Origin of the sequence: Stenotrophomonas sp. YIM B06876 (assembly GCF_030711595.1) — a bacterium.
Lineage (GTDB): Bacteria > Pseudomonadota > Gammaproteobacteria > Xanthomonadales > Xanthomonadaceae > Stenotrophomonas.
Window position 1 is genome coordinate 25,975 of record NZ_JAUJUJ010000016.1, and the last position, 25,874, is coordinate 51,848.

23 protein-coding genes and 1 tRNA gene are annotated in these 25,874 nt (G+C 66.0%); 18 read left to right on the top strand and 6 right to left on the bottom strand.

Annotated features, from left to right (window positions below; all coding sequences use genetic code 11):
• Positions 1-43: 43 nt before the first annotated feature.
• The 10 genes from QZH66_RS08430 to radA all read left to right on the top strand — a co-directional run bounded on the left by QZH66_RS08430 (position 44) and on the right by radA (position 11,354).
• On the top strand, positions 44-991 hold the full coding sequence (locus QZH66_RS08430; RefSeq protein WP_305805506.1) for a bifunctional riboflavin kinase/FAD synthetase: 948 nt from the start codon (positions 44-46) through the stop codon (positions 989-991).
• Positions 988-3,819 carry an isoleucine--tRNA ligase gene (gene ileS / locus QZH66_RS08435; protein WP_305805507.1) on the top strand — a complete coding sequence of 944 codons (2,832 nt, stop codon included), beginning with the start codon at positions 988-990 and terminating at the stop codon, positions 3,817-3,819. The genes QZH66_RS08430 and ileS overlap by 4 nt, the downstream gene beginning before the upstream one ends.
• The gene (gene lspA, locus QZH66_RS08440; protein WP_305805508.1) at positions 3,819-4,325 is read left to right on the top strand and encodes a signal peptidase II; all 507 of its coding nucleotides are present in this window, start codon (positions 3,819-3,821) and stop codon (positions 4,323-4,325) included. The genes ileS and lspA overlap by 1 nt, the downstream gene beginning before the upstream one ends.
• 54 nt (positions 4,326-4,379) lie before the next feature.
• A complete protein-coding gene (gene ispH, locus QZH66_RS08445; protein WP_305805509.1) occupies positions 4,380-5,330 on the top strand; it encodes a 4-hydroxy-3-methylbut-2-enyl diphosphate reductase in 951 nt (316 codons plus the stop codon).
• Positions 5,331-5,365: 35 nt separating this feature from the next.
• Positions 5,366-5,441 (top strand) — tRNA-Thr (locus QZH66_RS08450).
• A gap of 292 nt (positions 5,442-5,733) precedes the next feature.
• Positions 5,734-6,801, top strand: coding sequence for a ubiquinol oxidase subunit II (gene cyoA, locus QZH66_RS08455; protein WP_305805510.1), 1,068 nt, complete (start codon positions 5,734-5,736; stop codon positions 6,799-6,801).
• A gap of 2 nt (positions 6,802-6,803) precedes the next feature.
• A complete protein-coding gene (gene cyoB / locus QZH66_RS08460) occupies positions 6,804-8,801 on the top strand; it encodes a cytochrome o ubiquinol oxidase subunit I (RefSeq protein WP_305805511.1) in 1,998 nt (665 codons plus the stop codon).
• Positions 8,798-9,427, top strand: coding sequence for a cytochrome o ubiquinol oxidase subunit III (gene cyoC / locus QZH66_RS08465; RefSeq protein ID WP_305805512.1), 630 nt, complete (start codon positions 8,798-8,800; stop codon positions 9,425-9,427). The genes cyoB and cyoC overlap by 4 nt, the downstream gene beginning before the upstream one ends.
• Positions 9,427-9,768, top strand: coding sequence for a cytochrome o ubiquinol oxidase subunit IV (gene cyoD / locus QZH66_RS08470; RefSeq protein WP_305805513.1), 342 nt, complete (start codon positions 9,427-9,429; stop codon positions 9,766-9,768). The genes cyoC and cyoD overlap by 1 nt, the downstream gene beginning before the upstream one ends.
• A gap of 191 nt (positions 9,769-9,959) precedes the next feature.
• On the top strand, positions 9,960-11,354 hold the full coding sequence (gene radA, locus QZH66_RS08475) for a DNA repair protein RadA (RefSeq protein WP_305805514.1): 1,395 nt from the start codon (positions 9,960-9,962) through the stop codon (positions 11,352-11,354).
• 44 nt (positions 11,355-11,398) lie between these two features.
• Here the strand turns inward: radA and ccsA are convergent, their stop codons facing one another.
• Both ccsA and QZH66_RS08485 read right to left on the bottom strand, forming a co-directional pair.
• A complete protein-coding gene (ccsA, locus tag QZH66_RS08480) occupies positions 11,399-12,190 on the bottom strand; it encodes a cytochrome c biogenesis protein CcsA (RefSeq protein ID WP_305805515.1) in 792 nt (263 codons plus the stop codon).
• A gap of 152 nt (positions 12,191-12,342) precedes the next feature.
• Positions 12,343-13,413 carry a tellurite resistance/C4-dicarboxylate transporter family protein gene (locus QZH66_RS08485; RefSeq protein ID WP_305805516.1) on the bottom strand — a complete coding sequence of 357 codons (1,071 nt, stop codon included), beginning with the start codon at positions 13,411-13,413 and terminating at the stop codon, positions 12,343-12,345.
• 144 nt (positions 13,414-13,557) lie between these two features.
• Between QZH66_RS08485 and ffh the strand changes: the two genes are divergently transcribed.
• The 7 genes from ffh to rplS all read left to right on the top strand — a co-directional run bounded on the left by ffh (position 13,558) and on the right by rplS (position 18,323).
• Positions 13,558-14,937 (top strand): signal recognition particle protein, encoded by a 1,380-nt coding sequence (gene ffh, locus QZH66_RS08490; protein ID WP_305805517.1) that lies wholly within the window; start codon positions 13,558-13,560, stop codon positions 14,935-14,937.
• Between the two features lie 73 nt (positions 14,938-15,010).
• Positions 15,011-15,259 (top strand): hypothetical protein, encoded by a 249-nt coding sequence (locus tag QZH66_RS08495; RefSeq protein ID WP_305805518.1) that lies wholly within the window; start codon positions 15,011-15,013, stop codon positions 15,257-15,259.
• Complete coding sequence (locus tag QZH66_RS08500) at positions 15,256-16,050, top strand: aminotransferase class IV family protein (RefSeq protein WP_305805519.1); 795 nt, start codon at positions 15,256-15,258, stop codon at positions 16,048-16,050. Before QZH66_RS08495 ends, QZH66_RS08500 begins: the two co-directional genes overlap by 4 nt.
• Before the next feature lie 123 nt (positions 16,051-16,173).
• On the top strand, positions 16,174-16,434 hold the full coding sequence (rpsP, locus tag QZH66_RS08505) for a 30S ribosomal protein S16 (protein ID WP_305805520.1): 261 nt from the start codon (positions 16,174-16,176) through the stop codon (positions 16,432-16,434).
• Positions 16,435-16,477: 43 nt separating this feature from the next.
• Positions 16,478-16,993, top strand: a complete 516-nt coding sequence (rimM, locus tag QZH66_RS08510; protein WP_305805521.1) for a ribosome maturation factor RimM — start codon at positions 16,478-16,480, stop codon at positions 16,991-16,993.
• A gap of 4 nt (positions 16,994-16,997) precedes the next feature.
• On the top strand, positions 16,998-17,759 hold the full coding sequence (gene trmD / locus QZH66_RS08515) for a tRNA (guanosine(37)-N1)-methyltransferase TrmD (RefSeq protein ID WP_305805522.1): 762 nt from the start codon (positions 16,998-17,000) through the stop codon (positions 17,757-17,759).
• A gap of 156 nt (positions 17,760-17,915) precedes the next feature.
• Entirely contained in the window at positions 17,916-18,323 is a 408-nt protein-coding gene (gene rplS / locus QZH66_RS08520; RefSeq protein ID WP_305805523.1) for a 50S ribosomal protein L19, read from the top strand.
• Between the two features lie 182 nt (positions 18,324-18,505).
• Here rplS and QZH66_RS08525 read toward each other — a convergent pair whose 3' ends face one another.
• On the bottom strand, positions 18,506-19,987 hold the full coding sequence (locus tag QZH66_RS08525) for an MATE family efflux transporter (RefSeq protein WP_305805541.1): 1,482 nt from the start codon (positions 19,985-19,987) through the stop codon (positions 18,506-18,508).
• Positions 19,988-20,094: 107 nt separating this feature from the next.
• On the opposite strand from QZH66_RS08525, the gene QZH66_RS08530 reads away from it, so the two are divergent.
• Entirely contained in the window at positions 20,095-20,502 is a 408-nt protein-coding gene (locus QZH66_RS08530) for an RNA-binding S4 domain-containing protein (protein ID WP_305805524.1), read from the top strand.
• Between the two features lie 224 nt (positions 20,503-20,726).
• Here QZH66_RS08530 and QZH66_RS08535 read toward each other — a convergent pair whose 3' ends face one another.
• From QZH66_RS08535 to mutS, 3 genes are all read right to left on the bottom strand, one after another.
• On the bottom strand, positions 20,727-21,344 hold the full coding sequence (locus QZH66_RS08535; protein ID WP_305805525.1) for a DUF937 domain-containing protein: 618 nt from the start codon (positions 21,342-21,344) through the stop codon (positions 20,727-20,729).
• A gap of 146 nt (positions 21,345-21,490) precedes the next feature.
• The gene (locus tag QZH66_RS08540) at positions 21,491-23,002 is read right to left on the bottom strand and encodes a catalase (RefSeq protein ID WP_305805526.1); all 1,512 of its coding nucleotides are present in this window, start codon (positions 23,000-23,002) and stop codon (positions 21,491-21,493) included.
• Positions 23,003-23,244: 242 nt separating this feature from the next.
• Positions 23,245-25,866 carry a DNA mismatch repair protein MutS gene (mutS, locus tag QZH66_RS08545; protein WP_305805527.1) on the bottom strand — a complete coding sequence of 874 codons (2,622 nt, stop codon included), beginning with the start codon at positions 25,864-25,866 and terminating at the stop codon, positions 23,245-23,247.
• Positions 25,867-25,874: the final 8 nt, after the last annotated feature.

Here is a 25,874-nt window from a genome sequence, read left to right on the forward strand (position 1 = left end):
CATATCGCAATGAGCCGGCCTCCGCGGGCCGGATCGGGGTTGAATGAGCAGGCTGTTTAGGGACGTCGACGGCGGGGAGTTGTTCCCGCAGGGAAGCGTGGTCTGCATCGGCGCCTTCGATGGCCTGCATCTGGGTCACCGGGCACTGGTGCGCCACGCGGTTGGGCGCGCGCGTGTTCTGGGTGTGCCCGCGGTGGCGTTGGCGTTCGAGCCGCTGCCGCGCGAATTCTTCGCCAGGGACAATCCGCCGCCGCGGCTGATGCTGGCCCGCGACAAGGTCGCTGCGCTGCGTGAACTGGGTATCGACGGGGTTGGCCTGCTGCGTTTCGACGCCAGGATGGCGGCAATGACCGCCGAGGATTTCGTCCGCGACATGCTGGTGCGCCGGCTGGGCGTGCGCGAGGTGTGGATCGGTCCCAGGTTCCATTTCGGCAATCGCCGCCACGGCAACCTGGCGTTGTTGCAGGCCATGGGGGGCGAGCTGGGTTTTGCCGCGGGCGAGATCGCGCCGGTGGATTTGCGCGGCGAGCGCATTTCCAGTACCCGGATCCGTGGGTTGCTGGTGTCCGGGGAGTTCGTGCATGCCGCCGAACTGCTGGGCTGCCCGTATTCGATCGGTGGGCGGGTGGTGCGCGGACGCCAGCTCGGCCGCACGCTGGGCTTCCCCACGGCCAACTTGCGTTTCCCGAAAACACCCGCACTTTCAGGTATCTATGCCACCTGGGTGCATGGTGTATTCGAGCAGCCCTGGCCGTCGGTATCCAGCTTCGGCACCCGGCCCACGGTAGAGGGGGTGGAGCCCTTGCTGGAAGCGCACCTGTTCGACTATCAGGGCGATCTGTACGGTCGCCATATCGAAGTGGAATTTGTCGCCAAGCTGCGCGATGAAGAAAAGTTCAACGATCTGCCGGCATTGACCGCGCAGATGCACCGCGACGCCGAGCAGGCGCGTCGCATCCTTTCCGAACACAGATTGCGAGCCACCGCGTGAGCCAGGACTACAAAGCCACCCTCCACCTGCCGGCAACGGATTTTCCGATGCGCGGCGACCTGCCCAAGCGCGAGCCGGGTATTCTGGCGCGCTGGGAAAAACAGGGGCTGTACGCGCAGCTGCGTGAGAACGCCGCCGGCCGCCCGCTGTTCGTGCTGCATGACGGCCCGCCGTATGCCAACGGCCAGATCCACCTGGGCCATGCGGTCAACAAGATCCTGAAGGACATCATCGTCAAGTCGCGCTATCTGGCCGGCTTCGACGCGCCCTACGTCCCGGGCTGGGACTGCCACGGCCTGCCGATCGAGATCGCGGTCGAGAAGAAGTGGGGCAAGGTCGGCGTCAAGCTGGATGCCGAGCAGTTCCGGCAGAAGTGCCGTGAGTTCGCCGAAGAGCAGATCGAACTGCAGCGCCGCGACTTCAAGCGTCTGGGCGTGACCGGCGACTGGGACAATCCGTACAAGACGCTGAGCTTCGATTTCGAGGCCAACGAGATCCGCGCGCTGGCCAAAATTGTCGCCAACGGCCATCTGCTGCGCGGCGCCAAGCCGGTGCACTGGTGTTTCGACTGCGGCTCGGCGCTGGCCGAGGCCGAGATCGAATACCAGGACAAGACCTCGCTGGCGGTGGACGTGGCCTATGCCGCGCGTGATTCGCGGCAACTGGCTGCCAGCTTCGGCGTCGAGCTGCCGGCGGGCGTCGAAGTCGCAGTGCCGATCTGGACCACCACGCCGTGGACGCTGCCGGCCTCGCTGGCGGTGTCGCTGGGTGCGGAAATCGAATACGTGCTGGTCGAGGGCCCGGCCCACCACGGCCGGCGGCGCTGGCTGGTCGTGGCTTCGGCCTTGGCCGCACGCACGCTCAAGCGCTATGGCTTCGACGAGGTGGTCGCGTACGGCCACGCCAACGGCGCGGCGCTGGAGAACCAGCTGCTGGCCCATCCGTTCTATGCCAGCCGCGACCTGCCGCTGCTCAATGGCGAGCATGTTTCCGATACCGACGGTACCGGCGCGGTGCACACCGCGCCTGGCCACGGCCAGGAGGACTTCGCGGTAAGCCAGCAGTATGGGGTGATGGACAAGTACAACGCCGGCCAGATCAATCCGGTCGACGGCCGTGGCGTGTACCTGCCGTCGACGCCGCCGGCCGGCGACGTCGCGCTGGCCGGCCAGCACCTGTGGAAGGCGCAGCCGCTGATCGTGGAGGCGTTGCGTGAATCGGGCGCATTGCTGGCGTTTGCCGAAATCCAGCACAGCTATCCGCATTGCTGGCGGCACAAGACGCCGGTGGTGTTCCGCGCCACCCCGCAGTGGTTCATCTCGATGGACCAGGCCAACCTGCGCAGCGATGCGATGGTGGCCATCGGCAACGTCGGCTGGTTCCCGGCATGGGGCAAGGCGCGCATTTCCAGCATGGTCGAAGGCCGCCCGGACTGGTGCATCAGCCGCCAGCGCACCTGGGGCGTGCCGATCGCGCTGTTCACCCATCGCGAAACCGGGCAGCCGCATCCGCGCACGGTGGAACTGATGCAGCAGGTGGCCGACCGCGTGGAGCAGGGCGGCATCGACGTCTGGTATTCGCTGGACGCGGCCGAGCTGCTCGGCGATGAAGCGCCGCAGTACGAGAAGGTCACCGACATCCTCGACGTCTGGTTCGACTCGGGCGTCACCCATGAAGGCGTGCTGTTGGCGCGCGGCTTCGGCAAGCCGGCCGATCTGTACCTGGAAGGCTCGGACCAGCATCGCGGCTGGTTCCAGTCCTCGCTGCTGACCGGCGTGGCGATCGACAAGGCTGCCCCGTACCGGCAGTGCCTGACCCACGGCTTCACCGTGGACGAGCACGGCCGCAAGATGTCCAAGTCGCTGGGCAACGGCATCGAGCCGCAGGACATCATGAAGACCCTGGGCGCGGACATCCTGCGCCTGTGGATCGCCTCGGCCGACTACTCCAACGAGATGTCGCTGTCGCAGGAGATCCTCAAGCGCAACGCCGACGCTTACCGCCGCCTGCGCAACACCGCGCGCTTCCTGCTGGGCAACCTGGATGGCTTCGATCCGGCGATGCATCGGGTGCCGCTGCAGGACATGGTCGTGCTGGATCGCTGGATCGTGCATCGCGCCTGGGAAGTGCAGGAGAAGATCAAGGCGGCGTACACCGGTTACAACATGGCCGAGATCGTGCAGCTGCTGCTGAATTTCTGCAGCGTCGACCTCGGCTCGCTGTACCTGGATGTGACCAAGGACCGGCTGTACACGATGCCGGCCGATTCACGCGGCCGCCGCTCGGCGCAGAGCGCGATGTTCCACATCGCCGAAGCGTTCACCCGCTGGGTCGCGCCGATCCTGACCTTCACTTCCGACGAGCTGTGGAGCTATCTGCCGGGTGAGCGGCCCGCGCATGTGCTGTTCAGCACCTGGTATGACGGGCTGGCACCGCTGCCGGCCGACGCGCCACTGGGCGCCGCCGATTTCGACCAGCTGCTGGCGCTGCGCGAGCAGGTGTCCAAGGTGCTGGAGCCGATGCGTGCCAATGGCGCCATCGGTGCCGCATTGGAGGCCGAAATCACCGTGGCGGCGGATGACGCGACCGCGGCGCGGCTGCAGCCGCTGGCCGAGGAGCTGCGCTTCCTGTTCATCAGTGGCGATGTGAGCGTGCGTGCGGCGACCACCGACGAGATCTTCGTCAGCGCCCAGCCCACCACCAAGGCCAAGTGTGTGCGCTGCTGGCACTACCGCGCCGACGTCGGCGTCGACACCGCCCACCCCGAGTTGTGCGGGCGTTGCGTGAGCAATGTGGAAGGGGCCGGCGAAAACCGGCGCTGGTTCTGATGGGGGCCGTCGGCGTGCGTCCCAATGCGCTGGTCTGGTTGCTGGTCTCGGCGCTGGTCATCGGCCTGGACCAGTGGAGCAAGGCCTGGGTGCTGTCCAGCCTGCCCGAGTACCAGCCGGTGGTGGTGGTCGAAGGCTTCTGGAACTGGTTCCGCACCTACAACACCGGGGCGGCGTTCAGTTTCCTCAGTGATGCCGGCGGCTGGCAGTTGTGGTTCTTCACCGCGCTGGCGCTGGCCATCAGTGGCCTGATGGGGTTCTGGCTGTCGCGCACCGCCCGCAACGAGTGGCGCAGCGCGTTGCCGTACGCGCTGGTGATCGGCGGTGCGATCGGCAATGTCATCGACCGCCAGGTGCATGGGCACGTGGTCGACTTCATCCAGTGGCACATCGGCGACCACTATTGGCCGTCGTTCAATATCGCCGATTCAGCCATCGTCGCCGGTGCCATCGGCATCGCCCTGTTCGGACTGCTCGACGGCAGGGCCGGGAAAAAAGCGGGATAATCCGTGTATTCAATCCAGTTGGAACCGGCCGTCGCCGGCCGGAGTCTGTAAACGATGGATGTGCTGCTCGCCAATCCCCGCGGTTTCTGTGCCGGGGTCGATCGTGCGATCGAAATCGTCAAGCGTGCGCTTGAAACCCTGGGCGCGCCGATCTATGTGCGCCATGAAGTGGTGCACAACCGTTTCGTGGTCGACGACCTCAAGGCGCGCGGTGCGATCTTTGTCGAAGAGCTGGACGAGGTGCCGGACGGCAATACCGTCATCTTCAGCGCCCACGGGGTATCGCAGGCGGTGCGCGCGGAGGCCGAGCGTCGCGGCCTGAAGGTGTTTGACGCCACCTGTCCGCTGGTGACCAAGGTGCATCTGGAAGTGGCCCGCCACTGCCGCGCCGGGCGTGACGTGGTGCTGATCGGCCATGCCGGCCACCCCGAGGTCGAGGGCACGATGGGGCAGTGGAGCCGCGAAGGCGGCCATGGCCAGATCTATCTGGTGGAAAGCGTGGAGGATGTGGCGGCGTTGCACGTGTCGCAGCCGGAGAACTTCGCCTACACCACCCAGACCACCTTGTCGGTGGATGACACCCGTGCGGTGATCGAGGCCCTGCGCCGGCATTTTCCGGCGATCCAGGGGCCGAAGAACGACGACATCTGCTATGCCACGCAGAACCGCCAGGACGCGGTGCGCGAGTTGGCCAAACAGTGCGACCTGGTGCTGGTGGTGGGTTCGCCCAACAGCTCCAATTCCAACCGGCTCAGTGAACTGGCGATCCGTGATGGCGTGGAGTCGTACCTGATCGATGGCGCCCATGAAATCGATCCGCAATGGGTGGCCGGCAAGCGCCGTGTCGGCCTGACCGCCGGTGCTTCGGCGCCGCAGGTGCTGGTCGATGGGGTGATTGAACGCCTGCGCGAACTCGGCGCCGGCAACGTCGCCGAGCTCGATGGTGAACGCGAGTCGATGGTGTTTGCACTGCCCAAGGAGCTGCGCCTGCGCCTGGTCGATTGACCGCAGCCGCTGCAGCCCATAGAATTCGCGGCCACGCCGGAATAGCTCAGTTGGTAGAGCGGCGCATTCGTAATGCGTAGGTCGTAGGTTCGATTCCTATTTCCGGCACCAGTACAAACAGAAGGGTCGACCGGTTGCGGTTGGCCCTTCTGCGTTTTCAGCCGCGCGCAGACGGCGCGATTGCCCGGGTGCGACAACGTGTCGCAGCAGGAAGTGCGGCTTTACTGCGTTAAATCATTGTCAATGGCTTTCTAAAGCATTGCGTGAAGGCCTAAAATTACGGGGCTGACCTGGTAGCTCCCTGCAGCCTATCTCCCGGCGGGCAATCCTCCGGCGAGCGGCGTCCGTTAATCCGGACCGGGGGCTATGAAGGTCCGGCTCTCCCTCGCAATTGGATCGACCGATGATTCCGTTGAAATCTCTTGGACGCATGCTGCGTCCGGGGCTGCTGCTTGCACTGTCCGCGCTCCTGGCGGGCTGCAACTCGGCCATTCTTGACCCCAAGGGCCAGATTGGCCATGACGAAAAAACGCTGCTGATCACCGCCACCGTGCTGATGCTGCTGGTGGTGGTGCCGGTGATCGTGATGACCCTGGTGTTTGCGTGGAAATACCGCGCCTCCAACACCAAGGCCCGTTACGAACCCAAGTGGGCGCACTCCACCGCCATCGAAGTGGTGGTGTGGTCGATCCCGTGCATGATCGTGCTGGTGCTGGCGGTGCTGACCTGGCGTTCGTCGCACGCGCTGGATCCGTACAGGCCGCTGGAGTCGGACAACAAGCCGGTCACTGTCGAGGTGATCTCGCTCGACTGGAAGTGGCTGTTCATCTATCCGGAAGAGAACGTGGCCGTGGTCAACGAGCTCGTGTTCCCGGTGGACACCCCGCTCAACCTCAAGCTCACCTCTGAAACGGTGATGAACGCGTTCTTCATCCCGCAGCTGGGCAGCATGATCTACTCGATGGCGGCGATGGAGACCAAGTTGCACCTGATCGCCGACGAGATCGGCGTGTTCGAGGGCATGTCCTCGCACTACAGCGGTGCCGGCTTCAACAAGATGCATTTCAGTGCCCATTCGGTGTCCGAAGCGGACTACCAGCTGTGGCTGGCCAAGGTGCGTGGCGACGCCAACGTGCTGGACAAGGCCGCATTTGCCGAGTTGGGCGCGCAGAAGAACCATGATTGGTATCCGGTGACCTACTACAGCAGCACCGAGACCGGCCTGTTCGACTGGGTGATGGCCAAGCACATGGGCGACAACCATCACTACGGCATGAAGCATGACCCCAAGGCGATGTCGCACGACGGCGCCGGTCACGAAGGTCACGACACTGCGGCCACTGCCGCAGGTCATGACGCGCATGACGCCGCTGCAGCGGTGGATTCCGCGACCGATGCCGGCGAGCACGCCGAACACACCGCAGACGAGCACGCCACCGCCCATCCGGGCCACGGCGTCTCGGGAGAATGACAATGTTGGGAAAACTCTCGTTTGAGGCGATTCCACACGACCCGATCATCATGGTCACCTTGATCGGTGCCGGGTTGGGTGGACTGGTATTGCTGGGCCTGATCACCAGGGCCAAGCTCTGGGGCTACCTGTGGACGGAATGGTTCACTTCGGTGGACCACAAGAAGATCGGCGCGATGTACCTCATCGTGGCCTTCGTGATGATGATGCGCGGCTTTGCCGACGCGATCATGATGCGTACCCAGCAGGCGATCGCCGCTGGCGGCAACGAGGGCTTCCTGCCGCCGCACCACTACGACCAGATCTTCACCGCGCATGGCGTGATCATGATCTTCTTCGTGGCGATGCCGCTGATCACCGGCCTGATGAACCTGGTGGTGCCGCTGCAGATCGGCGCGCGCGACGTGGCGTTCCCGTTCCTGAACTCGCTGAGCTTCTGGCTGTTCGTGGCAGGCGCGGGCCTGATCATGATCTCGCTGGGTGTCGGCGAGTTCGCGCAGACCGGCTGGCTGGCGTTCCCGCCGTTGTCGGGTCTGGAATACAGTCCGGGAGTCGGGGTCGATTACTACATCTGGGGCCTGCAGGTGGCCGGTCTGGGTACCACCCTGAGCGGTATCAACTTCTTCATTACCATCCTGAAGATGCGTACCCCCGGCATGAAGTTGATGACCATGCCGGTCTTCACCTGGACCGCGCTGGTCACCAACGTGCTGATCATCGCCGCGTTCCCGGTGCTGACCATCACCCTGGTGTTGCTGACCCTGGACCGTTACCTGGGCATGCACTTCTTCACCAATGATGCGGGCGGCAACGCCATGCTCTACATCAACCTGATCTGGATCTGGGGTCACCCGGAAGTCTATATCCTGGTGCTGCCGGCCTTCGGCGTGTTCTCCGAAGTGATCGCCACGTTCTCGCGCAAGGCGCTGTTCGGCTACAAGGGCATGGTCTACGCCACCGCCGCGATCGGCGTGCTGTCGTTCCTGGTGTGGTTGCACCACTTCTTCACCATGGGGTCGGGTGCCAACGTCAATGCCTTCTTCGGCATCACCACGATGATCATCTCGATCCCGACCGGGGTGAAGGTGTTCAACTGGCTGTTCACCATGTTCCGCGGCCGCGTGCAGTTCACCAGCCCGGTGCTGTGGACGATCGGCTTCATGATCACCTTCGTGATCGGCGGCATGACCGGTGTGATGCTGGCGATCCCGGCGATCGACTTCCTGATGCACAACTCGCTGTTCCTGATCGCGCATTTCCACAACGTGATCATCGGCGGCGTGGTGTTCGGCATGTTCGCCGGCATCACCTACTGGTGGCCGAAGATGTTCGGCTTCAAGCTGGACGAAACCTGGGGCAAGCGTGCGTTCTGGGGCTGGTTCATCGGCTTCTATGTCGCCTTCATGCCGCTGTACGTGCTGGGCTTCATGGGTGTCACCCGCCGCCTGCAGAGCTATCCGAACGCCGACTACCAGCCGTACTTCGTGGTGGCAGCGATCGGTGCGTTCATCATCGGCGCCGGCATCCTGTGCCAGGTCATCCAGCTCTACGTTTCCATCCGCGACCGCAAGAAGAACATGGACCTCACGGGCGATCCGTGGGACGCCCGTACCCTGGAGTGGGAAACCGCTTCGCCGGTGCAGTTCTACAACTTCGCCGTGCTGCCCAAGGGCGAGGAGCTGGACGATTTCTGGGAGCGCAAGCAGCGTGGTGAGGGCTGGGTCAAGCCGGCCAAGTACAGCGACATCCACATGCCGCGCAACACCGGGGCCGGTGTGGTGATCGGTGCCTTCAGCCTGGTGTTCGGTTTCGCGATGATCTGGCACATCTGGTGGATGGCCATCCTCGGCCTGGCCGGCATGATCGGCGCCTTCATCTGGCGCACGTTCGACAAGGACGTGGACTACTGGGTCCCCGCTGCGGAAGTGGAGCGGATCGAGAACGAACATCGCCGTCACCTGGTCGCCCAGGGTCTGGTGAAAACGGAGTTGAAGGCATGAGCAATATCGCCCCCACCCTGAACCACGGTTCCGCCGCGCTTGCGGCGGACCATGGCCACGAGCACCACGACGCCGGCGAGAACATCGTGTTCGGTTTCTGGGTGTATCTGATGAGCGATCTGCTCATCTTCGCCACGCTGTTCGTCACCTTCGTGGTGCTGTCCGGCGGCACCAATGGCGGACCGGCGGGCAAGGAGCTGTTCGACCTGTCGTTCGTGGCCGGTGAAACCGCGCTGCTGCTGGTGTCCTCGCTGACCTTCGGCCTGGGCATGATCGCCATGCACCACAAGAAGGTCGGCCAGATGTTCGGCTGGCTGGTCGTCACCTGGCTGCTGGGTGCCGGCTTCATGGTCATGGAAATCTGGGAGTTCCAGCATCTGGTCCACCAGGGCTATGGCCCGGACCACAGTGCCTTCCTGTCGGCGTTCTTCGCCCTGGTCGGCACCCACGGTCTGCACGTGTCCGCAGGCCTGCTGTGGCTGCTGGTGATGTTCGTCCAGCTCAAGCAGAACGGTCTTACCCCGACCAACAAGACCCGCATGGCGTGCCTGAGCCTGTTCTGGCACTTCCTGGATCTGGTCTGGATCGGCGTGTTCTCTGTCGTCTATCTGTCGGGAGCCATCTGATGTCCGCACATGACAATCCTGCCCAGAGCGCCGGGGGCGAGAGCCACGGCAGCGTCAAGTCCTACCTGACCGGCTTCGTGCTGGCGGCAGTGCTCACCATCATCCCGTTCTGGGTGGTGATGAGCGGTGGCCTGTCCTCGCCGCTGGCCACCGGCCTGGTGGTCCTGGTGGCCGGTGTGCTGCAGCTGCTGGTGCACCTGGTGTTCTTCCTGCATCTGGACCGTTCCTCGTCCGCGCGCTGGAACGTCAATGCCGGGCTGTTCACCGTGCTGGTGATCGGCATCATCATTGCCGGCACCCTGTGGGTCATGTGGAACATGAACTACCACATGATGGGCTGAGCGCAGGGCACTGCGTTGCAAACAAGGGCCGCCGCAAGGCGGCTTTTGTTTGCCTGCAATCCGCGCGAGGGAAGCCCGGCCTGGTCCGCAACGCAGTTGGCATGCGCCCACTTCGCTGCACGCTGGCGCTGGTCTCATCGGGCGCGACGGGCGCAGGCTAGAGTAGTGGCCCAGTCCCCATGGAAGCGATGATGGCCAAGACCCCGGGCAAGGCCCGTACCGCCTATGTCTGCAGCGAATGCGGCGCCGAATACAGCAAATGGCAGGGCCAATGCACCGAGTGCGGGGTCTGGAACGTGCTCAGCGAGATCGTGCTGGAAAGTGCGGCGGCGGTGAAATCGCCGGCCTCGCGCCGCAGCGGCTGGGCCGGCAAGGTCGAGGCGCCGCAGATCACCGCGCTCAAGGACGTGCAGCACAGCGAGCACGCACGGGTGACCACCGGCATCGGCGAATTCGATCGGGTGCTGGGCGGTGGCCTGGTCGAAGGCGCGGTGGTGCTGGTCGGTGGCGACCCGGGTATCGGCAAGTCGACGCTGCTGCTGCAGGCGGTGGCGCGGATGGCCGGCACCCTGCCGGTGCTGTATGTCACCGGTGAGGAATCATTGGCCCAGGTGGCCGGTCGCGCCGCGCGGCTGGATCTGCCGCTGGAGGGCGTCAATGCGCTGGCCGAAACCGGCATCGAGAACATCCTGCAGCACGCCAGCACCGCGCGGCCGAAGCTGATCGTGGCCGATTCGGTGCAGACGCTGTGGACCGAGTCGCTGACCGCCGCGCCCGGTTCGGTCAGCCAGGTGCGCGAGAGTGCGGCGCGGCTGGTGCGCTATGCCAAGGAAACCGGCACCGCGGTGTTCCTGGTCGGCCATGTGACCAAGGAAGGCGGCATCGCCGGCCCGCGCGTGCTCGAGCACATGGTCGATGCGGTGCTGTATTTCGAAGGCGAAAGCGGCAGCCGTTTCCGGGTCTTGCGGGCGTTCAAGAACCGCTTCGGTGCGGTCAACGAGCTGGGTGTATTCGCGATGGGCGAGAAGGGCCTGAAGGAAGTGCCCAATCCCTCGGCGATCTTCCTGTCGGGCGGCAGCACCCGCCAGCCCGGCAGCTGCGTGATGGTCACGCGCGAGGGAACCCGGCCGCTGCTGGTGGAGGTGCAGGCGCTGGTGGATACCTCGCCGCTGTCCAACCCGCGCCGGGTCGCGGTGGGCCTGGAGCAGAACCGGTTGGCGATGCTGCTGGCGGTGCTGCACCGTCATGGCGGGGTGCTGACCGGCGACCAGGACGTGTTCGTCAATGTGGTCGGCGGCATCCGCGTGCAGGAGACCGCCGTGGATCTGCCGGTGCTGCTGGCGGTGCTGTCTTCGCTGCAGGACCGGCCGCTGGCGGACAAGACAATCGCTTTTGGCGAAGTCGGCCTGTCCGGCGAGATCCGCCCGGTGCCCAACGGCGAGGAGCGCCTGCGTGAAGCGGCGACCCACGGCTTCAAACGCGCGATCGTGCCCAAGGCCAATGCGCCCAAGGCCGGAACGGTGAAGGGAATGGAAGTGATCGCGGTGGAGCGCCTGGCGGAGGCGTTGGAGGCGGCCGCGCAGTAAGCCGCGCCGGCTCCGTTGCGGCATCCGCAGCGGAGCCGGTGTGTTCAGCGGGGCTTGAGCACCAGTTCGATCACGAACTGGCTGCCGAAGAACGCCAGCAGCAGCAGGGCCATCGCGCTCAACGTCCAGTGCACGGCCTTGATCCCGCGCCAGCCATAGCGGTGGCGGCCGACCAGCAAAGTGCCGAACACGATCCACGACAGCATGCTGAGCACGGTCTTGTGCACCAGCTTCTGCGCCAGCAGGTCATCGACGAACAGCACCCCGCTGAGCAGGGTCAAGGTCAGTAGGCTGAAGCCGACGGCGATGGTCCGGAACAGCAGGGTTTCCAGATCGGCCAGCGGCGGCAGCGCACGCAACCAGGGGTGGAAGTCGCGGCGGCGCAGGGCCCGCTCCTGCAGCCACAGCATGATCGCCAGCAATGCGCCGATGCCCAGGGTGGCGTAGGCCAGCAGCGCCAGCCAGGCGTGGGCGGCCAGTTGCCAGCTCAGCGCCTTGCTCGGTTCATGGCCGTAGCCGTGATAGACCGCCAGCAGCAGCGCTGCAATCGGGAACACCACCACCCCCAGCGCCGCCATGCGGCCACGCGCGCCGACCAGCGTGGTCAGTACCGCCATGCCCAGTGAGACCAGCGACAACGCGGCGAAGAAGTGCATGTCCGGTCCGCCGGCGGTACGCAGGGCGACCATCAGGTGGTAGCCGCCATGCAGCACCAGTGCGCCGGTCGCAGGCCACAGCCAGGCGGAGGACGGCGGCGCCTGCGTATTGCCGATGGAGCGCACCAGCAGCAGCGACGCGGCCAGATAGAGCAGGACAGAGATGAGAACGATTGACATCTTGGAAGTGTCGCACAGGCCGCAGTTCAAAACCGCATGGCAATGCGTCGCGACGGTGGATGACGGGTGCGCTTGTGCGCTTTGTTGCGGGTGCGCGGCAGCGCGGTTGGGGCGCGTGCCACAGCTGCGCTGCACGCATATCGAACCTGCAATCAGTTGTGCGGGCGACCGGCCCGTATGCCGGCGGCAAGCGCGTGCCAGGCGTGGCGCAGCGCGCCGGCAAAAGCGGCGATCCAGGCCAGCAGCGCGGTGCCCAGAAACACGCCTGGCAAGGTGGTCAGGAAGGGAAAATCCATCGCCACCACCAGCTCATGGGTGCTGGCCGCATACATGCCCAGCGGAAACACCGCGCCCCAGTACAGCGGGTCGTACTTCAGAGGGAAACGTTTGCAGGCATAACGCCACAAGGCCAGCACCAGCAGCATCGGGATCCACCAGGTACCGGTGGCCCAGTAGAACACCGTGAAACCTTTCAGGAACGGCAGCAGCGAATGCAGGAACGGCGCTTCGGCGGCGTTGCCGATCAGCAGCGATCCACCCAGTGTGGAAATGGCCATCGCGCCCATGTTGATCCAGTAGGGCGGGGCGAGGTCGTCGGGACGGAAACGGAAAAACGTGTAGCGGTAGAAAATCAACGACATCATCCAGATGTAGAGCATCCCGCCCCACAGCCACATCGACAGCGCCAGCAAATTCATCTCCAGCTTCCACGGCTGGCCGATGCGCGCCGCCAGCAGCGCACTGAGCACCGCCACCGACTGGGTCGCCACCACCGCCAGCAGCCAGCCGCCGTTGATGCCGCGGTCCAGTGCGGGTTTTGCTTCCTTGATGGTGAGGAGGGTGAATATCGCGTAGGTGAAAAACAGCCACAGCAGTGCCGCCAGTCCCCACAGCAGCAGGCCCGGGGCCAGGCTGCCGGCCAGCAGCAGGCACTGGCTGCCGAGTACGCCCGTGGCGGCGACCACGGTGAAGTAGCCCGGCCCGCGCAGATGGTCGCCCAGGTCGGCAGCCACCGCGCGCGGGTAGCGTTTCAGTCGCAGCAGATACAGCGCCCCCAGCAACGGGTACAGCGCCAGGTTCAGTACGAACAGCCCGTGTGCCAGCCATCCCACGCCGAGCATGTGGCTGGCAATGGAAAGGATGCCGGTCGCCATGACCATGCCGAAGTAGGCCGGCGACAGGGTTTCCAGCGCGCGGGCAGCGGTGGGGCGGGAAGTGGACATCGGCCTTCCAGCGGGGCGGCAGGGGGAATGGTGGCATATCGGTGGTGGAGCGACGGTCGCCGGGCGCGCGCCTGTGGCTTCGGCATGATGGGCGCGCCCGCTATACTTCCTGCTTCTTCGTCCCCGTTTCGCAGGTTGCACCGCATGTTCGAGTCCCTGACCCAGCGCCTTTCCGGCACCATCGAGCGCCTGCGTGGCCGTGGCCGTCTCACCGAGGAAAACATCCGCGAGGCCACCCGCGAGGTGCGCATCGCGCTGCTCGAAGCCGACGTCGCGCTGCCGGTGGTGCAGGCGCTGGTCGAGCGCATCAAGGTGCGCGCGGTCGGCCAGGAAGTGCTCAAGTCGCTGACCCCGGGCCAGGCACTGATCAAGGTCGTACGCGACGAACTGACCGCGGTGATGGGCTCGACCGCGGCCGACCTGAATCTGAACGTGCCGGCGCCGGCGATCATCCTGATGGCGGGCCTGCAGGGCGCGGGCAAGACCACCACGGTCGGCAAGCTGGCCAAGCACCTGAAGGAAAAGCGCAAGAAGAAGGTGATGGTGGTATCGGCCGACGTCTACCGTCCGGCCGCGATCGAGCAGCTCAAGACCCTGGCCGAACAGGTCGGGGTGCTGTTCTTCCCGTCCAGCGCCGGGCAGAAGCCGGTCGATATCGTGCGGGCGGCCATTGACGACGCGCGCAAGTCGTTTGTCGACGTGCTGCTGGTGGATACCGCCGGCCGCCTCGCCATCGACGAAGCGATGATGACCGAGATCAAGGCGCTGCACGCCGCGATCAAGCCGGTTGAGACGCTGTTCGTGGTCGATGCGATGACCGGCCAGGACGCGGCCAACACCGCCAAGGCCTTCGGCGAGGCGCTGCCGCTGACCGGCGTGGTGCTGACCAAGACCGACGGTGACGCCCGCGGCGGTGCCGCGCTGAGCGTGCGCTACATCACCGGCAAGCCGGTCAAGTTCACCGGTACCGGCGAGAAGCTGGACGGGCTGGACGTGTTCCATCCGGACCGTGTCGCCAGCCGCATCCTGGACATGGGCGACGTGCTGTCGCTGGTCGAACAGGTCGAGCAGCAGGTCGACAAGGACAAGGCGCAGAAACTGGCCGAGAAGGTGGCCAGCGGCAAAAAATTCAATCTCAACGACATGCGCGACCAGCTTGAGCAGATGCAGAACATGGGCGGCATCGGTGGGCTGATGGACAAGCTGCCGGGGCTGGGCAAGATTCCGGAAAACCTCAAGGCGCAGGTTGCCGGCAACAAGGAAGTGCCGCGGATGATCGCGATCATCAATTCGATGACGAAGAAGGAGCGGCGCAATCCGGGTCTGCTCAACGGTTCGCGACGTGCGCGTATCGCCCGTGGTTCGGGCACACAGCCGGCCGACGTCAACAAGCTGATGAAGCAGTACCAGCAGATGGAAAAAATGATGGGCAAGCTGGCCGGCGGCGGCATGAAGGGCATGATGCGCAGCATGAAAGGCATGATGGGTGCGATGGGCGGACGCGGCGGTCTGCCGTTCCGTTGAGGGCCACGGCCGCTGTGGTTGCAGGCCGCGCGGCGTATGCTGGGCGCGGTTGCGCTGCTGCGGTATGTGGTCAATGAATGCTTCGCCGATCCCTGCACACGCCGACAGTTTCTGTCGGCGTTTTGCGTTGCAGGCGCCGATCCTGCCGGCGCCCATGACGGGCGTCTGTACGGCTGGCCTGTCGATCGCCGCCGGTGGCCGCGGCGCGCTGCGCGCGGTGCCCTGCCCGGCGCAGGCTATCGGCCGTTGGAAGGGGGCGCCGGCACGGCCGGTCGCCGGGGTACTGCAGACAATGGGGATGCAGGCGGGGGCGCTGCTGTGAGCCGGATCTTCTGTAATGGGTACGAAGCCACGGCCGAGGCTCTGGCCGCCGCGCTGACCAACTACGGACACTTCACTTCGATGCAGGTGCGCGGCAGCGCGGTGCAGGGATTGGACCTGCATCTGCAGCGCCTGCAACAGGGCACGCAGGCGCTGTTTTCCAGCGGGCTGGACGAGGCGCAGCTGCGCGGCTGGCTGCGCGCGGCGCTGGCTGCCTGCGGAGTGGTCGATGCCTCGCTGCGGATCACCGTGCTGTCGCGCCAGTTCGATTTCCGCCAGCCGTTGTCGCCGGTGCCGGTCGATGTGCTGGTGTCGGTGGCGGCCCCGGTGCCGCCGGCGGACCGCGCACGTGCGCTGTGTTCGGTGGCGTATTCGCGGGAGATGCCGCATCTCAAGCATCTCGGCACGTTCGCGCTGTTCCAGCATCGCCGGCAGGCGCTGCAGGCCGGGTATGACGATGCGGTATTTGTCGACGGCGACGGCCATGTCAGTGAGGGCACCACCTGGAACCTCGCCTTATGGGACGGTCGGCGCGTGCACTGGCCCCAGGCGCCGGCCTTGCGCGGCACCACCGAGCAGCTGCTGATGGACGGCTTGGCGTCGCAGGGGGGGGCGCAGACGCGCAGCGAAGTGGCGCTGGCCGCGCTGGACCAGTTCAGCGGCGCCATTGCGTGCAATTCAGCCGGGATATGGCCGATCAGCAGGATCGACCGGCAACCGTTTCCCGATTCGGCGTCGTTGCTGGCGATGCTGCGTCCGTTGCTGGACACGCGGCCCTGGCAGCCGCTCTGAGGCGGGCGGATGCGGGCGCCGGTCCAGGCGCAGGCTGGCGAAGGGGTTGGAATGACTTCCGGGCGCCGCTATAATCGCCCGCTTACCTCGCCACACTGGCGACTGGGCAACAAGGAAAACACCATGGTTAAGATTCGACTGACCCGCGGCGGCGCCAAGAAGCGTCCGTTCTACCACATCGTCGTGTCCGACGTCCGTAGCGCCCGCGATGGCCGCAACATCGAGCGCGTCGGTTACTACAACCCGGTCGCACAGGGTTCCGAGCAGCGCATCGTGCTGGACATCGCCAGTGTCGACAAGTGGGTGGCCAACGGCGCCCAGATGACCGACAAGGTCCGCAACCTGTACAAGGAAGCGACCAAGGCCCAGGCCGCTGCGGCCTGATCCTGAGGGGCTGCGCTTTGCGGCGCAGCCCATCGGTTGAAATATGAATAAAGATACTGAACGCCGGATCCTGCTGGGCAGGGTTGCCGGCGTTTTTGGTGTGCGCGGCGAAATAAAGCTCGAGTCCTGGACCGAGCCGCGTTCCGCTATTTTCAAATACCAGCCCTGGATTCTGCGCACCCCCGCGGGGCAGGAGTCCGAGCTCAGCGGTGCGCGCGGGCGTGACACCGGCAAACATCTGATTGCCGTGTTTCCCGGGGTAACCGACCGCGACGTGGTCGAGTCGATGCGCGGCACCGAGATCTACGTGGCGCGCAGTGCGTTGCCGCCGCCGAGCGCGGACGAGTACTACTGGGTGGATCTGGAGGGTCTGCAGGTGCAGACCGTCGAGGGCGTTGCGCTGGGCACGCTGTCGCATCTGTTTTCCACCGGCTCCAATGACGTCATGGCGGTAATCGGGGACCGCGAGCGGTTGATCCCGTTCGTGCAGCCGGATTTCGTCAAATCGGTGGATTTCGACGCCAACCTGGTCGTGGTCGACTGGGATCCGGAGTTCTGATCCGGTGCGTATCGACGTGATCACGCTGTTTCCCGATTTCCTGGCGCAGTCCGCTGCGCTGGGAGTCGTCGGCCGGGCGCAGGAACGGGGGCTGCTCGAATTGCACGGCTGGAACCCGCGCGACTATGCGCAGGGCAACTACCGCCGGGTCGATGACCGTCCGTTTGGCGGTGGTCCCGGCATGGTCATGCTGATCGAGCCGCTGCAGGCCACCTTGCAGGCCGTGCGTGCGGCCGATCCGCAGCCGGCGCCGCTGATCTACCTCAGCCCGCAGGGGCGGCCGCTGACCCAGGCACGGGTGCGCGAGCTGGCGGCGCTGCCACGGATGGTCCTGCTGTGCGGGCGCTACGAGGGTGTGGACGAGCGTTTCCTGGCGGCCGAGGTGGATGAGGAGATTTCCATCGGCGATTACGTGCTGTCCGGCGGCGAGCTGGGCGCGGCGGTGATTGTCGATGCGGTGACGCGGCTGCAGGAGGGGGCGTTGAATGACGCCGAATCGGCGGTGCAGGACAGTTTCGAGGGCGATGGCCTGCTGGATTGCCCACATTTCAGCCAGCCCTCCAGCCATGTGCTGGGGGACGTGCCGGAGGTGCTGCGCTCGGGCAACCATGCCGCGATCGCGCGCTGGCGCCGGCAGCAGTCGCTGCTGCGCACCTGGCTGCGGCGGCCCGATCTGCTGGACCGGGCGGCGCTGGCGCCGGCCGACCGCACGTTGCTGGAACAGGCGCTGCGCGCCGCAGCGGACGACATCGTCAGCCAGCCCTAGCGCCGGAGGGGTTTCCTCCGTTAGAATGCGCAGTTCCCGTGCGGCCTATTGTTGGCTGGCGTGGGCGAAAAACAACAATCGTGCAGCACAATCCGCTGACTGCATCAGTCCCAGTTGTCGAATGACACACCCACCCGAACACAATCGGTGCCCACCATGAGCAAGCTCAACAAAACCATTCTGGCTGACTTCGAAGCCGCCCAGATCCAGCGCGAACTGCCGGTATTCGGCCAGGGCGACACCATCGTCGTCAACGTCAAGGTGAAGGAAGGCAATCGCGAGCGCGTCCAGGCCTACGAGGGCGTGGTGATCGGCACCAAGAACGCCGGCCTGAACTCCGCCTTCACCGTGCGCAAGATTTCGCACGGCTACGGCGTCGAGCGCGTGTTCCAGACCCACAGCGCCGTCATCGACTCGGTCGAAGTGAAGCGCCGCGGCAAGGTTCGCGCCGGCAAGCTGTACTACCTGCGTGGCCTGGAAGGCAAGAAGGCGCGCATCAAGGAAGACCTGGCCGGCAACGCCCGCGCCAAGGCCGCTCGCCAGGCAGCCGCTGCTGCCGAGTAATACCGGCAACCCCGTGTTGTTGTCGCAGAGGCCACCTCCGGGTGGCCTTTTGCGTTTGGGCTGTCGTATGTCCAGTCACCACTGTGCCTCGTGCAAAGAACGGCGGGCGTTACCGGCGTTGGTGCGGGCTGCTGGTGAAGCGCGTCTGCGCAGGTGGCCCGTGCGATGACGGGCCGCAGCACTCAGCGCGGTGGCTGCTCCGGCGCAAGTTCTGCCAGCAGATCCGGATCGGCCACCGGTGACGGCGGCATCGCCGGAACTTCGGATGGGGTGGCCACTTCCATGGCCGCCGGGGAGAGCATCCTGGCCTCGCGCCAGTTGCCCCAGCGGTAGTACGCCAGCGACAGCAGCATCGCGCAGGCCGCGCTGACCGGGAAGCTCCACCACACCGCATCGGCGCCGAAACGCGGCTGCAGCAGTTCGGCAAACGGGATCCGGATGCCCCACAGCGATACCGCCAGGATCAGCAGCGGCGGCATCACCGCGCCAGTGGCGCGCACCACGCCGGAGACCACGAAGTTCACCCCGAAGAACAGGAACGACCACACCGCGATATGGTTGAGGTGGCGGGCCACCTCCAGCGCCGGGCTGCCACCGGGCAGGAACAGCGCCAGCGTCCAGCGGTCAAGCAGGATCAGCGGTGCGATCAGGGTGCCGGTCAGCAGGAAGTTGTAGATCACGCCGCTGCGGGCGGTGCCGGCCACGTGGTCCCAGCGGGCGGCGCCCACGTTCTGCGCCGCCATCGCCGAGCACGCCGCGCCAATGGCCATCGCCGGCATCTGCACATAGGTCCACAGCTGCAGGGAAGCGCCGTAGGCGGCCGCGGTGGCGGTGCCGTAGCCGTTGACCATGCTCATCATCATGATCATCGACAGCGAGATCAGCACCATCTGCAGGCCCATCGGTACGCCTTTGACCACCAGCGCCCGCAGGATGACCGGATCGATCCTGAACAGCATGGCGTTGCGGCGGCCCAGCCACAGCATGTGCCGCCTGCGACGCATGTGGAACAGCAGCGCGGCCAGCGCCAGCGCCTGGGCGATCAGCGTGGCCCAGGCCGCGCCGGCGATCCCCAGTTCCGGAAACGGACCGAGGCCGAAGATCAGCAATGGATTGATGCCGATATCCAGCAGCACCGACAGCAGCAGGAAGCGGAACGGCGTGCGTGCATCGCCGGCGCCGCGCAGTGCCGCGGTGAGGAAGGCGAAGGCGTACAGCAGCGGCATCGCCAGGAAGATCACCCGCAGGTAGGCATCGGCCAGCGGCAGCGCCTCGGCCGGGGTGCCCATCGCCGCCAGCAGCGGGCGTGACAGCCACCAGCCGGCGATGGCGATCAGCACCGACAGGCCGACGAAAAACGTGGCGCTGGTCCCCATCACCTTGCGCGCCTGGCCGAGGTCGTTGCGGCCGATCGCCTGGCCGATCAGGATGGTGGCGGCCATGCCGATGCCGAACACCGAGCCGATCAGGAAGAACATGATGTTGTTGGCGTTGGCTGTCGCCGTCAGCGCGTTTTCGCCGAGGAACTTGCCGACCCAGATGGCATTGACCGAACCGTTGAGCGACTGGGCGATATTGCCGGCCAGAATGGGCAGTGCGAACAGCAGCAGGCTGGGGCCGATGGGGCCTTCGGTCAGGGAGCGTACGGGGCGGTTTTTCGACATGGATGCAACGGTCATACTCGGGGCAGGCACACTAGCATCCTGCGGGTGATGGCCCCGAGGGCGGGTATGCATCCGCTGATGATCCAACCGGAGACCTTTGCGGCACGATGAACCTGGACGCAGCAGTGGCAGCAGATATCCGCCTCGACGTGTGGCTGTGGGCCGCGCGTTTCTTCAAGACCCGCAGCCTGGCCAAGCAGGCGGTGGAAACCGGCAAGGTGGACGTGGGCGGGCAACGCCCCAAGCCCTCGCGCTTGATCCGCATCGGCGATGCGTTGCGCGTGCATCGCGGCGAGGAAATATTCGAGATCAGCGTGCGCGGACTGAGCGCCACCCGCGGACCGGCCCCGGTGGCGCAGGCGCTGTACGAGGAAAGCGAGGCGTCCCGACGTGCCCGCGAGGAGCTGCGGCAACGCCGCGCCGCCGCGCACAACGGGTACCAGGCGCCGGAGCACAAACCCGATAAACGCGCGCGCCGGCTGATCCGCGCCTTGGGCGATATCGACGCGTTGTAGTCCGCGCAAAGGGATGGTTCCCGGTGGGCAGGATTTGCCTTTCCCTGACTGCAGGGGGGCCAGGGAGGGCCGCGCTGCGGGCACAGGCCCGGGCAGTCTTGCCGGGCGCGCCCGCCCCCCCTTTGGATACCTTCTTCCGAGGGAGTTGAACCGCACAGCCCAAGCGCCGCGTCAAGAAAATCGCCACCGCGAGGATGGCGGGTTGCCGTGTCCAAGAGCGCTGTTCAGCGCTTGCCGCTGCCCAGCAGGCCGCTGCCGAGCCTGATCAGATCGCTGGCCCCGAACCGGCCATCGCCGTCCTGGTCCATCACCTTGCCCAGCAGGCTGCCGCCGATCCCGCCGTGCCGGGTAACCGCCTGTTTTTCCTGGCCGAGCATCCGGCCCAGCTCGCTGGCGTTGGCCTGACCGCCGCTGCTGATGCGCTGGGCGATGAAGGCCATCACGACCGGCGCGAGGATCTTCAGCAACTGGCTGGAATGGTCCGTACTCAAGCCGGTCGCCTGCGCCAGTCCGGCTTCGGCGCGTGGCTGGCTGCCGCCGAAGATGTGGCCGAGGATGCCGGCACCATCGGTCTGGGGTGAGCCACGGGCGCCAGCCAGCACCGAATCCAGTACGCTGCCGATATCCAGCCCGCCATGGTTGTTCTGCAAGGCATCCAGCAGGGCCTGTGCCCCCTGCGGCTGCGCGGTGTTGCTGCCCAGCGCGCCCATCAGCAGCGGCAACGCGGCACTGACCGCGCCGGCGGCCTGTGCCGGCTCGATGCCGAGCTGCCGGGAGACCTGCTGCAACGGGGCGCCCTGGAGGTGGGCAAGCAGTTGTCCGGTGAGGGAAGCGGTGTTCATGGAGGCGGTCCTCATCGGACGATCAGGGGGAAAGGCAGACGTCATGCTAGCGCCGATCAAAGCGTCGCGGCGTGGCGGTGGACTGGAATACAGGCCCGGAGCCTGCCGCTTCGCAGTAATACCGCTGTCGCCGGGACGGCGTGGGGTTACTCGTCGCCGAGGCTGTTGGGTGACTGTTCGGCGGCGAAGGCGCCCAGCTTGCGCAGCGCTGCCTCCACGCCTGCACCGTAGGCCGGGTCGGCCTTGCTGCAGTTGTCGACGTGGCGCTGCTTGATGAAGTCCGGCGCATCGCCCATGGCACGGGCGGTGTTGTCGAACAAGGCCTGTTGCTGGGCCGGGCTCATCAGCCGGAACAGGTCGCCGGGCTGCTTGTAGTAGTTGGCATCGTCGTCGCGGAAGTTCCACCAGTCCGCATCACCGCTGATCTTCAGCGGCGGTTCGCGGAACTGCGGCTGCTCCTGCCACTGGTGGAAGCTGTTGGGTTCGTAGTGGGGCAGGCTGCCGTAGTTGCCGTCCATGCGCCCCTGGCCGTCGCGGTGGTTGCTGTGCACCGGGCAGCGCGCGGCGTTGACCGGGATCTGGTGGTAGTTGACGCCCAGGCGGTAGCGCTGCGCGTCGGCGTAGTTGAACAGCCGCGCCTGCAGCATCTTGTCCGGCGACGCGCTGATGCCGGGCACCAGATTGCCCGGGGCGAAGGCGCTCTGCTCGACGTCGGCGAAGAAGTTCTCCGGATTGCGGTTGAGCTCGAATTCGCCGACCTCGATCAGCGGGTAGTCGGCCTTCGGCCACACCTTGGTCAGGTCGAACGGGTGGTAGGGCACCTTTTCCGCATCGGTCTCGGGCATGACCTGGATGTACATCTTCCATTTCGGGAAGTCGCCGCGTTCGATGGCCTGGTACAGGTCACGCTGGTGGCTTTCGCGGTCGTTGCCGATGATTTCGGTTGCCTCGGCATCGGTCAGGTTCCTGATGCCCTGCTGGGTGCGGAAGTGGAACTTCACCCAGTAGCGTTCGCCCTGAGCGTTCCAGAAACTGTAGGTGTGCGAGCCGAAGCCGTGCATGTGGCGGTAGCTGGCCGGGATGCCCCGGTCGCTCATGACGATGGTGACCTGGTGCAGCGCCTCGGGCAGCAGTGTCCACCAGTCCCAGTTGTTGGTGGCCGAGCGCAGGTTGGTGTGCGGGTCGCGCTTGACCGCCTTGTTGAGGTCGGGGAACTTGCGCGGGTCGCGGATGAAGAACACCGGGGTGTTGTTGCCCACCATGTCCCAGTTGCCTTCCTCGGTGTAGAACTTCAGCGCGAAGCCGCGGATGTCGCGCTCGGCATCGGCCGCGCCGCGCTCGCCGGCCACGGTGGTGAAGCGGGCGAACATCTCGGTCTGCTTGCCGACCGCGCTGAAGATCTTCGCGCGGGTGTACCTGCTGATGTCGTGGGTGACGGTGAAGGTGCCGAACGCGCCGGACCCCTTGGCGTGCATGCGCCGCTCGGGGATCACCTCGCGCACGAAGTTGGCGAGCTTCTCGTTGAGCCATACGTCCTGTGACAGCAGCGGGCCGCGCGGACCGGCGGTCAGGCTGTTCTGGTTGTCCGGCACCGGAGCACCGAACTGGGTGGTCAGATGGGTCACGGGACACTTGTTGCTGTCGGACGGCTTGCTCATGGGCGGATTCCTTGCGGGTTGGCCAACAGCGCTCTGGCGTACTGCCAGAGGCCGGCCGAGCTACTGTAGGCGTCGCAATTTCAAAAAGACAATCGAACAGGCCGCCGGTATCGATAGGGGCCGGCTATCGGTCGGCAGCCATGATCGTGAGCATTGTCCAAGCCGCGCACGGTTGACAGGAGCGCTGCCCGCGATCCTTCCTTGCCCGCCTGCCCTTGGGAGAGGCGGCAGGGCGGCGCGGATCAGACCAGGGCTTTGAGCCGGTACAGGGCTTCCAGTGCCTGCTTGGGAGTCAGCTCGTCCGGGTCGATGGCCTGCAGCGCTTCCGCCGCGGCGGAGGGGGCGGGCGTGAACAGTCCGAATTGCTGCGGTGCATCCAGTGCCTGCGGGGCCATGGCCGCGGCGTGACTTTCCCCGCCGCGCTGTTCCAGTTCGGCCAGGCGGCGCCGCGCCTGGGCCACCGTCGACCTGGGCAGGCCGGCCAGCGCGGCCACCTGCAGGCCGAAACTGCGGTTGGCCGGGCCGTCCTTGACCGCGTGCATGAACACCAGCGCTTCGCCGCCGCTCTTGTCGGTGTGTTCCACCGCATCCAGATGCACGTTGGCGATGCCGCTGGCGCCGCCCTCGAAGCTTTCGTCGGCCAGTGCGGTCAGCTCGAAGTAGTGGGTGGCAAACAGCGTGTAGCAGCGGTTCTGGTAGGCCAGATGCCGCGCGACCGCGTCGGCCAGCGCCAGGCCGTCGTAGGTGGAGGTGCCGCGCCCGATCTCGTCCATCAGCACCAGCGAGTGCGCGCTGGCGTGGTGCAGGATGTAGCTGGTCTCGGCCATTTCCACCATGAAGGTGGACTGGCCCCTGGCCAGGTCGTCGCCGGCGCCGATGCGGGTCAGGATGCGGTCGATCGGACCGATCAGCGCGCGCCGGGCCGGCACGAAACTGCCGATATGCGCCAGCAGCACGATCAGCGCGTTCTGGCGCATGTAGGTGGATTTGCCGCCCATGTTCGGCCCGGTGATCACCAGCATGCGCCGGTCCGGATGCAGGTCCAGGTCATTGGGCTCGAACGGCTGCTCGCGCACCGCTTCGACCACCGGGTGGCGGCCGCGCTCGATCCGCAGGCAGGGCTCTTCCCGCAGTTCCGGCTGGGCCCAGTCCAGCGCCTGCGCGCGTTCGGCGAACCCGGCCAGCACGTCCAGCTCGCTGAGTGCGGCGGCGCAGCGCTTGAGCGGTTCCAGATGTTCGGCCAGGGTGTCGAGCAGGCCTTCGTACAGCAGCTTCTCGCGCGACAGCGAGCGCTCGCGCGCCGACAGCACCTTGTCCTCGAAATTCTTCAGCTCTTCGGTGATGTAGCGCTCGGCGTTGGTCAGGGTCTGGCGGCGGGTGTAATGCACCGGCGCCTTGTCGGCCTGGCCCTTGCTGATCTCGATGTAATAGCCGTGCACGCGGTTGTAGCCGACCTTGAGCGTGGCGATGCCGCTGCTGGCGCGCTCGCGCTGTTCCAGATCGATCAGGAACTGGTCGGCGTGGGTCGAGAGCCGGCGCAGCTCGTCGAGTTCTTCATCGAAGCCTTCGGCAATCACGCCACCATCGCTCAATTTGAGCGGCGGCTGCTCGGCAATCGCCCGTGCCAGCAGCGCGGCGCTGCCGTCATGCGAGCCCAGTTCGGCGCGCAGCGCACCCAGCCGCGGCGAATCCAGCGGCGCCAGTATCCGGGCAATCGCCGGCAGCAGGCCGAGGCCATCGCGCAGGGTGGAAAAGTCCCGCGGCCGCGCCGAGCGCAGCGCCATCCGGGTGAGGATGCGTTCGATATCGCCGAGGGCGCGGAAGGATTCGCGCAGATTAGCGTCGGCACCCTGGTCGATCAGCGTGGCCACCGCGTGGTGGCGCTGCACCAGTACCTCGCGCAGCCGCAGCGGCCGGTGCAGCCAGCGCCGCAGCAGGCGTCCGCCCATCGGGCTGATGGTGCTGTCGAGCACGCCCAGCAGGGTGTTGCGGGTGTCGCCATCCACGCGCGTATCCAGCTCCAGATGGCGGCGGGTGGCAGCGTTCATGGCAATGGCTTCGCTGGCCACTTCCATTGAAATCGAGGTCAGGTGTGGCAGACGCTGCTTCTGGGTTTCCTCGACATAGCCGAGCAGCGCGCCGGCGGCGGCCGTGGCGCGACGGCCTTTACCGGATTTGTCGTCGTCGAGGCCGAAGGCGCTCAGGTCGTGCAGCTTGAAGAAGTTCAACAGCTGGCGGCGGCCGCTGTCGGCGTCGAACAGCCACGGCGCGCGGCGGCGCACGCCGCTGCGGTGCCTGAGGAATTCCGGCCAGTCCTCCTCGTCCGGGACCAGCAGTTCGGCCGGTTCCAGCCGCGCCAGTTCGGCTTCCAGCGCATCCTCCGAATCGACCTCGTTGACCAGGAAGCGGCCGCCGGCCAGATCGGCCCAGGCCAGGCCGTAACCGGCCTTGTTGCGCGCGATCGCCATCAGCAGCGTGTCGCGGCGTTCGTCCAGCAGGGCCTCATCGGTGACGGTGCCTGGAGTGACCACGCGCACCACCTTGCGTTCGACCAGCCCCTTGGCCAGCGCCGGATCACCGATCTGCTCGCAGATCGCCACCGATTCGCCCAGTGCCACCAGCCGCGCCAGATAGCCCTCAAACGAATGCACCGGCACCCCGGCCATCGGAATCGGCGCACCGCCGGAACTGCCACGCTGGGTCAGGGTGATGTCGAGCAGCCGCGCGGCCTTGCGCGCATCGTCATAGAACAGCTCGTAGAAATCGCCCATGCGGAAAAACAGCAGCAGGTCCGGATAGCCGGACTTGGCGGCAAAGAACTGCTTCATCAGCGGGGTGTGTTCAGCGGGCTTTTCTTTGGACATGGGGCTCG